The organism is Prolixibacter sp. SD074 (assembly GCF_009617895.1).
In the GTDB taxonomy this organism is placed as follows: Bacteria; Bacteroidota; Bacteroidia; order Bacteroidales; family Prolixibacteraceae; genus Prolixibacter.
On sequence record NZ_BLAW01000001.1, the window covers coordinates 2,232,687 to 2,245,261 of the forward strand.

The 12,575-nt window shown below is 47.1% G+C and carries 9 protein-coding genes and 2 rRNA genes; 3 read left to right on the forward strand and 8 right to left on the reverse strand.

Annotation, left to right across the window (positions count from 1 at the left end; genetic code table 11):
• Positions 1 to 45 precede the first annotated feature (45 nt).
• Complete coding sequence (locus GJU82_RS09735; protein ID WP_153631972.1) at positions 46 to 2,106, reverse strand: acetate--CoA ligase family protein; 2,061 nt, start codon at positions 2,104 to 2,106, stop codon at positions 46 to 48.
• A gap of 163 nt (positions 2,107 to 2,269) precedes the next feature.
• Between GJU82_RS09735 and GJU82_RS09740 the strand changes: the two genes are divergently transcribed.
• Positions 2,270 to 3,085, forward strand: coding sequence for a hypothetical protein (locus GJU82_RS09740; protein ID WP_153631973.1), 816 nt, complete (start codon positions 2,270 to 2,272; stop codon positions 3,083 to 3,085).
• On the opposite strand, the gene GJU82_RS09745 is transcribed toward GJU82_RS09740, so the two are convergent.
• The gene (locus tag GJU82_RS09745; protein WP_153631974.1) at positions 3,048 to 3,470 is read right to left on the reverse strand and encodes a group III truncated hemoglobin; all 423 of its coding nucleotides are present in this window, start codon (positions 3,468 to 3,470) and stop codon (positions 3,048 to 3,050) included. The genes GJU82_RS09740 and GJU82_RS09745 overlap by 38 nt on opposite strands.
• Positions 3,471 to 3,933: 463 nt before the next feature.
• Here GJU82_RS09745 and GJU82_RS09750 point away from each other — a divergent pair, with 463 nt between their 5' ends.
• On the forward strand, positions 3,934 to 4,518 hold the full coding sequence (locus GJU82_RS09750) for a glutaredoxin domain-containing protein (RefSeq protein WP_153631975.1): 585 nt from the start codon (positions 3,934 to 3,936) through the stop codon (positions 4,516 to 4,518).
• Positions 4,519 to 4,695: 177 nt separating this feature from the next.
• The gene (locus tag GJU82_RS09755) at positions 4,696 to 4,983 is read left to right on the forward strand and encodes a co-chaperone GroES (RefSeq protein WP_025863515.1); all 288 of its coding nucleotides are present in this window, start codon (positions 4,696 to 4,698) and stop codon (positions 4,981 to 4,983) included.
• A gap of 75 nt (positions 4,984 to 5,058) precedes the next feature.
• On the opposite strand, the gene GJU82_RS09760 is transcribed toward GJU82_RS09755, so the two are convergent.
• From GJU82_RS09760 to GJU82_RS09785, 6 genes are all read right to left on the reverse strand, one after another.
• On the reverse strand, positions 5,059 to 7,203 hold the full coding sequence (locus GJU82_RS09760) for a S46 family peptidase (RefSeq protein ID WP_153631976.1): 2,145 nt from the start codon (positions 7,201 to 7,203) through the stop codon (positions 5,059 to 5,061).
• A gap of 73 nt (positions 7,204 to 7,276) precedes the next feature.
• Positions 7,277 to 7,858, reverse strand: coding sequence for a Maf-like protein (locus tag GJU82_RS09765; protein ID WP_153631977.1), 582 nt, complete (start codon positions 7,856 to 7,858; stop codon positions 7,277 to 7,279).
• 58 nt (positions 7,859 to 7,916) lie between these two features.
• A complete protein-coding gene (locus GJU82_RS09770; protein WP_153631978.1) occupies positions 7,917 to 8,447 on the reverse strand; it encodes an HAD family hydrolase in 531 nt (176 codons plus the stop codon).
• 3 nt (positions 8,448 to 8,450) lie between these two features.
• Complete coding sequence (locus GJU82_RS09775) at positions 8,451 to 9,218, reverse strand: Rossmann-like and DUF2520 domain-containing protein (protein WP_153631979.1); 768 nt, start codon at positions 9,216 to 9,218, stop codon at positions 8,451 to 8,453.
• Positions 9,219 to 9,346: 128 nt separating this feature from the next.
• A 5S ribosomal RNA gene (rrf, locus tag GJU82_RS09780) occupies positions 9,347 to 9,457 on the reverse strand.
• Positions 9,458 to 9,670: 213 nt separating this feature from the next.
• A 23S ribosomal RNA gene (locus tag GJU82_RS09785) occupies positions 9,671 to 12,567 on the reverse strand.
• Positions 12,568 to 12,575 lie beyond the last annotated feature (8 nt).

Genomic DNA, 12,575 nt, shown 5'->3' on the forward strand with positions numbered 1-12,575 from the left:
GGACGATTTCAATACGTCATTCATTTATAAGCATAAACGGTTCAATTATTTTTCGACGCGGATACGTGCATCCACGGCCAAAATGCGATTGCCTTTCCCCAGCAATGGGTTCAAATCCAACTCTTTAATTTCCACTGCAAATCGCAACATAGAAGACAGGCGAACAATGATCTCTGCAAATTTATCTTTGTCAACACCTTCCATTCCACGGTAGCCATTGATGATTTTGTATGCCTTCAGGTTTCGAATCATCGAATGCGCTTCGGGGAACGTGAGCGGCGCCAGGCCGGAAGTTATATCTTTAAATACCTCCACAAAAATGCCACCCATTCCGCAAAGCATCACGTGACCGAATTTATCCTGGTAAGAAGCACCGATGAACAGCTCGATGCCTTCGGCTTGTTCTGCCATCAAAACAGCGGTTGTATCTTTGATTTTCATCAGCCGGGTGAACTCTTTCCGGACCATTTCTTCGTCCCGGATGTTCAAGGAAACACCTCCTACTTCCGTTTTATGTAAAGGTCCAACTACTTTCATCACCAGCGGGAAGCCAAGTTTTTTGGCAGCTTCGGCGGCTTCGTCGATGCTTTTTGCCACGCGCTCCTGCGCAAACGGAATTGAGGCTGCTTTCAGCAACGCATGAATTTTTTCCGGCGGCATGTAACCATTCTCACAACTTTCGACAACACGCCTGATTTCAGCAACGTCTACTCCTTCAAGGTAAATATTCTCGTCTGATGGTTTTGGCGTACGATATACTTTCGTCAACGCGCGCGCCAGCAACACTTCGTCAGGGAAGTTCACATTTCCACTGGAAATGAAGTAAGCCACATCTTTCTGCACATTGATGACGGACGGCAAAATCGGGTAAATCGGTTTTTTACAAGTCTTCATCTTATCGATCAGCACCTTATATACATCGGTAACCGGTTGCAATCCCGGACTCCCGAAAATAACGGCCATACCGTCAATATCTTCGAAATCATTTTCGCAGGCATCGATAATTGCCCCGAGCTGTTCCGCATTTCCGGTGGACAGAAAATCGATGGGATTTTCAACCGATGAACCTGGGAACAACTTATCCTTCAACGCAGCTTTTGCTTTGGTATCCGGCAAATGCGGGATACGCAGGCCTCCGTCTTCAAGTGCATCGGTCAGCATAACCGCGGGACCGCCGGCATGTGTAATGATCGCGATGTTCTTTCCCTTCAATTCTTCAAACATGAAAATACTGGCAACCGTTGTCAACTCTTCCCGCCCGTAACAACGAACAATTCCGGATTTACGGAACAACGCTTCTACGGCAGAATCGGAACTGGTCATAGCACCGGTATGTGAGGAAGCAGCACGACTTCCGGCTTCCGAACTTCCGGCTTTGATACCGGCAATTTTGCATCCTTTCCTGATAAGGGAAGAAGCGTGCCACAGGAATTTATCGGGATTATGAATTGACTCCACATAAAGCATTTTGACGGGTGCCGATGTTTCCGGATCGTAGGTTTTATCCCAGTATTCCAAGACCTCCTCTACACCAATCTGTGCCGAGTTTCCTACCGAAAAAACGTTGGCGAAATGCAACCCTTTCGGGATACCCGACTCCATGATGAACACGGCAGTTGCACCCGATCCGCTCACAAAGTCGCATCCTCTCGGATCGAATTTGGGAATAGGCGATGTAAATACGCCTGCATATTCAGGCGTTAAAACACCAATACAATTAGGGCCAATCAACACACCGCCAACCGATTTTACCGTCTCCACCATTTGACGCTCCCATTCAGCCCCCTGCTCGCTTTCCTCGCTGAAACCAGCGGAAATAATAATAAATGCTTTTGTTTTTTTTGTGTAAGCCAAAATCTCAACCGTCTTCGGACACAGTTTGGCCGGGATGGCCAGGATGGCCAAATCAATCATCGGCAACTCATCAACTGTTGAAAAAGTCTTGATTCCCTGAATCTCGGGATCGCGAGGGTTTACAGCATAGAGCTTACCCTTATATTTATGTTCCTGAAGGTTTAGCAGAATTTTACCTCCTGGTTTCGAAACATCATTCGAAGCGCCAATAACGGCAATACTTTTTGGCGATAATAGTTGTTTGTTTAGCATATCACAGCATATTAATTTTAATCAACCCGAGCCAAATGTATTAAAATATGAAGATGGAAATGCTGATAGATGACAGGCAGAAACATGACGTTCAGCACATATCCGTCCATTACAGGCTTTGTTATTTTGATAATGAAGAACGAATATTTGCTAACTTTCGACAATGGCTGAACCGGAACAAAAAATAGTGGTTTGGTGCGACTTCTCGCCCGGCATGGACGCCGCTTTGCTTCATGGAACCTACCTGGCAAGTATCCTGAAGAAGGAGTTATTGTTGCTCCATCTGATAGACAACAAACACCAGGAAGATAAGCTGATGGCCGAAGCCAAAATGCGCGGAGTGGCCGGACGAACATCAGATATTATCCCCTCAGTCAGGGTTCGGTACCTTGTTCGCGAACACGATCTGTCACAAGAAATGTTGATGGATTTGTCGGAAGTTTACGATGTCATCCTGATGACGGCGGGCAAAACCTCTTCAAAACAACTACTGCCTAAACTGAAATTGTCAGGTTTTCCATTCCTGTTTGTCAATGGTAAAAAAGAAATCGGGAACCTTTACAAACGACTGGTGATACCTGTTGGTTACATGCGGCGAAGCAAGGATCTGGCACTTTGGGCCAGCTATATCGGACGGAATAATCAGGCCTTGGTTGATTTACTGGCTGCCCGGGAACCGGGAGTAGACGATCGAAAGCGTGTTGAAAAGAATTTGTCTGCCATCGAAGTATTGTTCGACAAATTTGCCTTTCCTTACCAGGTAATCGAAAGTAGCTATCAGACCTGGAAACTCTCCAGGTCGGCGCTGGAACATGCGCTTGGTGTTTCGGAAGCTTTATTAATTGTTTCTGGAAACGACAAAACTACTTTTATCGATAACTGGCTGGGACTGACGATCCGGAAACTACTGAGAAAATCGGGAAATATCCCGGTGATGTGCATCAATTCTTACCTCGATTTATACACGCTTTGCGGTTAATTTCCTTAGACTTCCAGCTGTTTTGCCTATGCTTCTCGATTTTGTCAAGAAATGCCATTGCCATTGTTTTTCCACGAAGTAACGCGCGCTCAGCTATCGTTCCTTCGAAATTATTTTTCACCGTTTCGGTCCATATCTCTAACCAACGTGTGAAATGTTCTCCGCCAATATTCATGTCGAAATGCATTTCTACCGGCTTACCGTAGTAATCCGGTTTGCATAACAAAATGGTGTCCCAAAACCGGTAAAGCCGCTTGTGATGCTGTTCCCATCGCCCTTCGAGCCGACTGTTGAATATGGGCCCGAGCAAATCGTCAACTTGTACTTTGGCATAAAAATGATCGACCAGAAATTTGACATCATCGATGGATTCAATATCCTTCATTGCGGTTACTTTTAAGTTTATCGCTATTTCTGTTTCCTCAAATTTTGCGCTTTCTTCCGACCTACACAATAACCAGCCCCATCATCAGTGTCAGTAAAGTCCATTTTGTCAGTTGTGTAATAAAGCTATCAAAACTCCAATAAAAGACACACAAATCACATTTTCAACTAATTAAAACCATTCACACACGTGTTTCACAGAAGAAAATTGCGCCCTGCAAATAATATTCAAACAGTGCTTATTCAGACAAATTACATATTTAATCATCTGGATATGTCAGGATGTCATTTTTTAGCAACTTGGCACACTTGTTGGCGGCGTGAGGTTGATTGTGAAAATACAATCGGGTGTTCTGCCCAACAGATAATGCACAGACGCATACAAGCTTGCCTTTTCTCCGCTTAAAGCGGGAAAACAGGTAAACACGAAAAAGAAGTGAAACAGTTAGAGATAGATTAATCGTATGAAACAAATTCATTCATTCGAAGAACTAAAAGACGCAGTGGGGACCGAAGGTAAATCGTACCTGCTGCTATACAAATCGAGTGGTTCGGAGCAAAACAGTTGTGCACTCAAAGCAGTGGAATCGGCGGCAGTCAAAGCAGAAAAAGCCAATGTGCTTGCGGCTGATGTTGCAACGGTTCGGGATATTCATCCGCAGTATGGAATTACTTCCGTGCCCAGCTTGCTGGGATTCGAGAAAGGAAAAATGAAAAAAGTGGTGAAAGGGTGTAGTGAAGAGAGCTTCTATCAGAACCTGTTCGAAGGCGGGGCTTTTCACTCGTCAGCAACCGGCGATAAGGATAAGCCACAAAAGAATGTCGTGGTTTATTCGACGCCCACCTGTACATACTGTAATGCCATTAAATCCTATTTCAAGGAGAACAATATTCGCTTCCGCGACATTGACGTTTCGCGCGACCAGAAGGCCGCCGAGGAAATGGTTAAACGTAGCGGACAGCAGGGCGTCCCGCAGACGCTCATTAACGGACAGGTCGTTGTGGGGTTTGACAAAGCCCGTATCGACGCACTGTTGGGAATCAGGTAATTTTCCTGTCACGCCATGTACCGGACTTTCCGGAAAGGCGTTACTGAAGCCGATTCTTTTGCCAAAGTATCTTTTGGGTTCCTGATTTTGGTTGTATTTTTAATAGCCATAGTTATTCATTGACACCGATTTTCGACTGTGATATTTAATTTGTTAAACCATAATTATTTAGGTACCATGAGAGAGCTTCAACCAGTGAATCAGAATGTACTGATTGAGTTAACCGAAGATAGCCACGAAGAAAAAACGGCTGGTGGAATTATTATTCCCGATTCGGCAAAAGCAAAAAAGAACATTGGCAAAGTAGCTGCCATCAGCAACGTTGAAAACCCGGAAATTGCCGTGGGTGACATGGTGCTGTACAAAGAGTTCAGCGGAAATGAAGTTGAATTCGAAGGGAAAAAATATCTGTTGCTTCCCTACGCCGACATCTTGTCGAAAGTAGTGGAAACCGACGAAATCTGATTCTCTTTTTTCAATCAGAAAATCCCGTATTCGGCTAAGCCGTTACGGGATTTCTTTTTTATCCTGAGGCACTGTTTAGTTCACCAATTCCATTTCATCTAACAGGTAGCCCGCTCCCGCAAATTTGTCGATGATAAACAATGCATAGCGGATGTCGAGCATAATGTTGCGACACTCATCCGGGTCGAACATGATGTCACTCATCGTTCCTTCCCAGGCACGATCGAAATTCACGCCAACCAGGTTTCCTTCCGCATCAACTACCGGACTTCCTGAATTTCCTCCGGTAGTATGATTCGATGCACAAAAAGCCACCGTAACCTGCCCTTTTCCATTCGTATACGAACCAAAATCCTTCTGTTGATACAGCTCTTTCAACCGGTCCGGCACATCATAATCATACACCTCCGGATTGTCTTTTTCCATGATTCCCTTCAGCGTTGTGTAGTAATTATAGTGCACGCCGTCGCGAGGATTATAACCTTCCACCTTTCCGTATGCCACACGCAGCGTAAAGTTTGCGTCTGCCATCATCCGTTTGCCTTCATTCATTTCGAGCAAACCAGCCATGTACAACTTCTGATTGGCTTTTATCGAATCGCTCAGCTCACGGTAACGGGGCTCCACTTTAACTTCATATGTATTTCGAAGCGCTCTGTACAGTTGCATCACCGGATCTTTCTCCAGCTTTTTCACTGAGCGGTTATCAAAATCATTCAACATTTCATTCAGCGCTTTCTCATCCGTCAGCACCGATTTCTGATAGAGTTTCGTCAATTTTTCAGGTGTGAACTTCGTCAATTCCTCCGGCAACCATTTTCCCGGAAGGCCGTGAGCATACATGGCCAATAATGCCGAAAATACTTTTTCGTCCGTAGGTTGATGATAATCTTTAAAATAGCTGACCAACTCCTCTTTCACTTCCGGAATTGCTCCTTCCAAACAACCTGTTTCGTGGTATTCAGCCAACCGGCGAATACGATCGAATTTCTGCGCCAAGCTAAAAATATCGGTCCCCCGTTTCACGACCTCCGAGTAATAATCATCGGCACGTTGGTAGGGAGCAAATTCCGCATACAACTCCCCGAAACGGGTCAGCACACTATCGTATTTTCCCTTCCGGGAAGAAGAATCATCCAGCCATTCAGTAAAGGCTTTTTCCCCCTCCTGTTTTTTCTCCACCGCGTGCAGTCGTTTCAATCCTTTCACCTCGCCTTGCCAGCGTTTCCAGGAATTGGACGTGCGCGCGTATTTCGAGGCATATTGAATACGAACTGCCCGATCGGCTTTCATATCGGCAGCCAAAATATTCAATTTCTTCGTCCGGATAGCGACCTTTTCCGGGTCACTTTGTGCCATAATCAGTTTCACTCCCTGCGAAGGCAAGTATTCCTTCGTTGTTCCCGGGTAACCAAAAACCATAGTGAAATCGCCTTTTTTCACTCCACCCATCGAAATGGGGAAAAATTTCTTCGGTTTATACGGAATATTGTCGGGTGAATATTCAGCCGGCTTGTTATCCTTACCGGCATAAATGCGGAAAACAGAAAAATCACCGGTGTGGCGTGGCCACATCCAGTTGTCGGTATCGCCTCCAAATTTTCCAATCGCCGAGGGCGGCGCTCCAACCAGCCGAATGTCCTTGTACACTTCGTAGACATACACAAAATACTGATTGCCATAAAACAGCGGCTTGACCACAGCGGTATAATCGGTTCCCTCTGTGGCTTCCTTTTCGATTTTCGCCGTATTTTCATTGATGCGCACCTGCTTTTCGCTTTCTGTCAACGAATCGGTCACTCCCTCCAGCACCCGGGCCGTCACGTCATCCATTCTTACCAGGAATTTCACGGTCAGGCCCGGATTGGGAAGTTCTTCACCGCGGTTCATCGCCCAAAAACCGTCGGTGAGGTAATCGTGCTCAACCGAAGAGTGTTTCTGGATGGAGCTGTATCCGCAATGATGATTGGTGATCAACAAGCCATCGGGCGAAATCACTTCCCCGGTACAACCACCACCGAATATCACCACGGCATCCTTCATACTGGCATGGTTCACGCTATAAATATCGTCGGCAGTCAGTTTGAATCCCATTTGCTGCATCTCTTCGATGTTGTATTTCTGCAACAGCGTTGGAACCCACATCCCTTCTTTCGCGGAAGCGGAAAAAATCGTTACGCACAGGAAGAGAAAAGAAAGTAGTAGATTCTTAAAATTCATTTTATGAATAGGTTAATTTGTTCACGAAAACCCAAAAATATAAAAAGATGTGACTATCGGACAATGAGAAAGGTTACCACTTCCTAAGTTCCTCGTACAAATGTTGCACCGGCAACCCCATCACATTGAAGTAAGAACCTTCGATGCGCTCGATGCCAATGTAACCAATCCACTCCTGGATACCGTAGGCGCCGGCCTTGTCGTAAGGTTTGTAGTGAGTGATATAGTAATCAATCTCATCCCGCGAAAGCGATTTGAAGAAAACGTCGGTGACGGAAGCAAAACTGACTTGCTTCGATTTGGATGTCAGACAAACGCCGGTTACTACTTCGTGCCGTCGCCCGGAAAGTTTGTACATCATCTCAACCGCTTCATCATAATCGGCCGGTTTCCCCAACACTTCCCCTTCCACATATACGATGGTATCGGAGGTAATCACCAAATCATGATCACTCATGTTACCAACAAATGGCTCGGCTTTTAACCGGGCCAGGTATTGCGGAATTTCTTCCATCGGCAGGCCCTCGGGAAAAACTTCCCCTACTTCGTGGATTTCCGTTACGAAATCGATGCCTAAATCAGCTAATAATTTCTGCCTCCTCGGTGATTTCGATGCAAGTACAATACGATAATTCCCCAGGTTGTTCAGTATCATAAATTCACTTTAAATGGAAATGGAAAACACTTCTCAGGTATTTTCAATTCTCAATTTATTAAAAACTGCTCCAGTGTAACTTTTCCGGATCAATCCATTTTCCCTGTGCGCGCAGTACCTGTTCAACCACGTCACGCACACAACCTTCTCCACCATTTCGGTCGGAAATGTATTTCGAAACCGATTTAATTTCAGTGACGGCATCATTCGGGCAAACCGGAACGCCCACACGCTTCATCACCAGGTAATCGGGCAGGTCATCACCCATGTACATAATTTCTGAATCCTTCAGGCCAGTTTTCTTCAGGAAATCATCAAAAAAGGTAATCTTATCCAGCGAGCCCATGTACAAATGTGTTACGCCCAGTTTTTGGTAACGTTTCCGAACTTCGGTCGTATTTCCACCGGTGATGATGGCCAGCGGATAACCGCTACGAATGGCGTGAACCATGGCAAATCCGTCACGGATATTAGCAGTTCGTACCGGATCGCCCTCGTTTGTCAGGGGTTGTATAATGCGGGATAATACGCCATCGACATCGAAAACAAAGCCTTTGACGTTCATCAGTTCTTCCTTGAAAAATGCCATAATTTATTTTGTATGTAATTGATGAATACTTTCGCTAAGTAATTTGTAGATATCATTCCATTGTGGGTGCTCCTCCAACATCTCCAGGTGCCGGTCAATTACGTTCCGGTCAAACCGGACAGCCGGGCCCGTTTGGGCATCCTTTGGCGAAAATTCCAGCACTTTTGCTGCCGTTTCGATAATTAACGGTTTCAGAACATCAAAATCGATTTCCTTCTCCTTCAACAACTCTTCACCGATAGTATAGAGGTGATTGACGAAGTTGCACACAAATACTGCGGAAAGATGAAGTTGACGTCGCTGCTCCGAGCCAATTTCGCGCACATCGTTGGATATGGAAGCACCAAGCTTACGCAGAATAGCAAGATTCTCCGGATTATTGGCTTCTATGCAAACAGGTATCTGGGAGAAATCAACCGCCCTCGATTTGGAAAAAGTCTGCAGCGGATAAAAAACACCGAAGTTGTCAGTAAACGGTTGCAGCACATCCAAAGGCATACTTCCTGCTGTATGTGCTACCAAACGCTTCCCAAAACCGATTTTGCAAAGCAACGGTTCCACAGCTTTGTCACTAACCGAAACCAGATACAGTTGCCCTTCCGGGGAAACCTCATCTACGCGGGTAGTCCATTCTGTCTTTAGCTTATCGGCCAACTCTCTTGCCGATTTCTCCGTTCGTGAATAAACCTGTACGATCCGGTGATTGCACTCTTTGAGTCGTAATCCCAAACGCGTTGCCAGGTTACCAGCGCCAATCAGAACAATATCCATCGGTCAAATTTTTTCCAAAATTACGGAAAATCGGTAAATCACCCCATTTTGACCAGATGATCCTATTGTAAAAATCAATCACACCAAAAAAGCCCGGCTCCAATCAAGGAACCGGGCTTTACGTTTAAAATAAGCGGCGGCCTACTCTCCCACATTTCTGCAGTACCATCGGCGCTGGCGGGCTTAACTTCTCTGTTCGGTATGGGAAGAGGTGGGGCCCCGTCGCTGTAGCCACCTAAAGTTTTCAGCTTGCTTTTCAGCTATACAATATCTTTTTGTAAAACAGTGGTAAGTGTTAGGTTTTAGGTTTTAGGTGTGAAGTAGTTATGCTTACTCCCCACTTTTGCCTTTTTACTTCTCACTTTTGCCTTTTTACTTCTCACTTATTTTACTGACATGAACCCTGGAAGAAAACACTTCATTACAACAAAAACACCAATTTCTAAAACCGGCATGGAAAGTTTCGGGCTATTAGTACCGCTCGGCTTTGACGTCACCGTCTTTACACCTGCGGCCTATCTACGTCGTCGTCTCCAACGGCCCTCTAAGGAGACCTCATCTTGAGGCGGGCTTCGCGCTTAGATGCTTTCAGCGCTTATCTCTTCCAGACATAGCTACCCAGCGGTGCCCCTGGCGGAACAACTGGTAAACCAGTGGTCTGTCCAACGCGGTCCTCTCGTACTAACGTCAGGCCCTCTCAAGTCTCCTACGCCCACAACAGATAGGGACCGAACTGTCTCACGACGTTCTGAACCCAGCTCGCGTGCCACTTTAATGGGCGAACAGCCCAACCCTTGGGACCTTCTCCAGCCCCAGGATGTGACGAGCCGACATCGAGGTGCCAAACCGCTCCGTCGATATGAGCTCTTGGGAGCGATCAGCCTGTTATCCCCGGAGTACCTTTTATCCTTTGAGCGATGGCCCTTCCATGCGGAACCACCGGATCACTATGCCCTAGTTTCCTACCTGATCGACTTGTGGGTCTCACAGTCAAGCGCGCTTATACCATTATGCTCTGCTGGCGGTTACCAATCGCCATGAGCGCACCTTTAGAAGCCTCCGTTACTCTTTTGGAGGCGACCACCCCAGTCAAACTACCCACCACACACTGTCTCCCGACGTACGCCGGGATTAGGCCCCAGGCAAGCAAAGGGACGTATTTCAAGGATGGCTCCACGAATCCTGGCGAACCCGCTTCAATGCCTCCGTCCTATCCTACACATCACTTACCCGGAACCAATGTGAAGTTGCAGTAAAGGTTCACGGGGTCTTTCCGTCCCGTTGCGGGTAAGCGGCATCTTCACCGCTACTACAATTTCACCGAGCTCGTGGCCGAGACAGTGCCCAGATCGTTGCACCATTCGTGCAGGTCGGAACTTACCCGACAAGGAATTTCGCTACCTTAGGACCGTTATAGTTACGGCCGCCGTTTACCGGGGCTTCGATTCAATGCTTCTACCCGAAAGTATAACATCCCCTCTTAACCTTCCGGCACCGGGCAGGTGTCAGGCCATATACTTCATCTTGCGATTTGGCATAGCCCTGTGTTTTTGATAAACAGTCGCCTGGGCCTTTTCACTGCGGCTGACTTGCGCCAGCGCCCCTTCTCCCGAAGTTACGGGGCCATTTTGCCTAGTTCCTTAGCCACGAATCACTCGAGCGCCTCAGGATTCTCTCCTTGACTACCTGTGTCGGTTTACGGTACGGGTCCTCTTGACCTGATGCTTAGAGGTTTTTCTCGGAAGCCCTTAGGGCCACTATCCGATTGCCCGAAGGCTCTCGGTACTGTCAGGTTTCAGCTCAACTCACGGATTTGCCTGTGAGTCTCATAACTTACGCCTTTTAACGTACTATTCCGTCAGTACGCGGGCCTTTCATCACTTCGTCGCCCCATCGCAGTCAAGAGAAGTATCGGAATATTAACCGATGGTCCATCGGCTTCGCCGTTCGGCTTTGCCTTAGGCCCCGACTAACCCTGATCCGATTAGCGTTGATCAGGAAACCTTAGTCTATCGGCGGGCAGGTTTCCCACCTGCCTTATCGTTACTTATGCCTACATTTGCTTTTCCGGACGCTCCAGCATACCTCGCAGTACACCTTCGGCGCTGACCGGAATGCTCCCCTACCACTGTAAATAAATTTACAATCCATAGCTTCGGTGGTATGTTTTATGCCCGATTATTATCCACGCCCGACCGCTCGACTAGTGAGCTGTTACGCACTCTTTTAATGAATGGCTGCTTCCAAGCCAACATCCTAGCTGTCTATGCAATCAGACTTCGTTAAACCAACTTAACATACACTTGGGGACCTTAGCTGATGGTCCGGGTTCTTTCCCTCTCGGACACGGACCTTAGCACCCGCGCCCTCACTCCTGGTAAGCATCTTGCAGCATTCGGAGTTTGTCTGGAGTTGATAGGCGGTGAAGCCCTCGCATCCAATCAGTAGCTCTACCTCTGCAAGACTCGTAACCAAGGCTGCACCTAAATGCATTTCGGGGAGTACGAGCTATTTCCAAGTTTGATTGGCCTTTCACCCCTACCCACAACTCATCCAAAGACTTTTCAACGTCTCCTGGTTCGGTCCTCCATCCCGTGTTACCGGGACTTCAACCTGGCCATGGGTAGATCACATGGTTTCGCGTCTACCCCCACTGACTATTCCGCCCTGTTCAGGCTCGCTTTCGCTTCGGCTCCGTGGCTGAACCACTTAACCTTGCCAGTGAGGAGTAACTCGTAGGCTCATTATGCAAAAGGCACGCCGTCACCCCGATATGCATCGGGGCTCCGACCGCTTGTAGGCGTACGGTTTCAGGTACTTTTTCACTCCCCTGTCCGGGGTGCTTTTCACCTTTCCCTCACGGTACTGGTCCACTATCGGTCTCTCAGTAGTATTTAGCCTTACCGGATGGTCCCGGCTGTTTCAGACAGGATTTCTCGTGTCCCGCCCTACTCAGGATACTGCTAATTCCGCAAACTTTACATGTACAGGACTTTCACCTCCTTTGGTGTGGCTTTCCAGGACACTTCCATTTCCGTTTACTTCATATAGCGCAGTCCTACAACCCCGTAAGTGCCGAAACACTTGCGGTTTGGGCTTATCCCCGTTCGATCGCCACTACTTGGGGAATCACTTTTGTTTTCTTTTCCTCCGGGTACTTAGATGTTTCAGTTCCCCGGGTTAGCTTCCTGCATAACAGGATACCATAATTACTTATGGTGGGTTGCCCCATTCGGATATTCGCGGATTAGCGGTTATTTGCACCTCCCCGCGACTTTTCGCAGCTTATCACGTCCTTCGTCGCCCCTGAGAGCCAAGGCATCCCCCGTACGCCCTTCATTACTTTCTCTCGCCTTG

Coding starts and splice junctions, on each gene's coding strand:
- GJU82_RS09745 (WP_153631974.1), bottom strand. CDS start 3,470: ATGAAGGATATTGAATCCATCGATGATGTCAAATTTCTGGTCGATCAT.
- GJU82_RS09775 (WP_153631979.1), bottom strand. CDS start 9,218: ATGGATATTGTTCTGATTGGCGCTGGTAACCTGGCAACGCGTTTGGGA.
- GJU82_RS09770 (WP_153631978.1), bottom strand. CDS start 8,447: ATGGCATTTTTCAAGGAAGAACTGATGAACGTCAAAGGCTTTGTTTTC.
- GJU82_RS09765 (WP_153631977.1), bottom strand. CDS start 7,858: ATGATACTGAACAACCTGGGGAATTATCGTATTGTACTTGCATCGAAA.
- GJU82_RS09755 (WP_025863515.1), top strand. CDS start 4,696: ATGAGAGAGCTTCAACCAGTGAATCAGAATGTACTGATTGAGTTAACC.
- GJU82_RS09735 (WP_153631972.1), bottom strand. CDS start 2,106: ATGCTAAACAAACAACTATTATCGCCAAAAAGTATTGCCGTTATTGGC.
- GJU82_RS09750 (WP_153631975.1), top strand. CDS start 3,934: ATGAAACAAATTCATTCATTCGAAGAACTAAAAGACGCAGTGGGGACC.
- GJU82_RS09740 (WP_153631973.1), top strand. CDS start 2,270: ATGGCTGAACCGGAACAAAAAATAGTGGTTTGGTGCGACTTCTCGCCC.
- GJU82_RS09760 (WP_153631976.1), bottom strand. CDS start 7,203: ATGAATTTTAAGAATCTACTACTTTCTTTTCTCTTCCTGTGCGTAACG.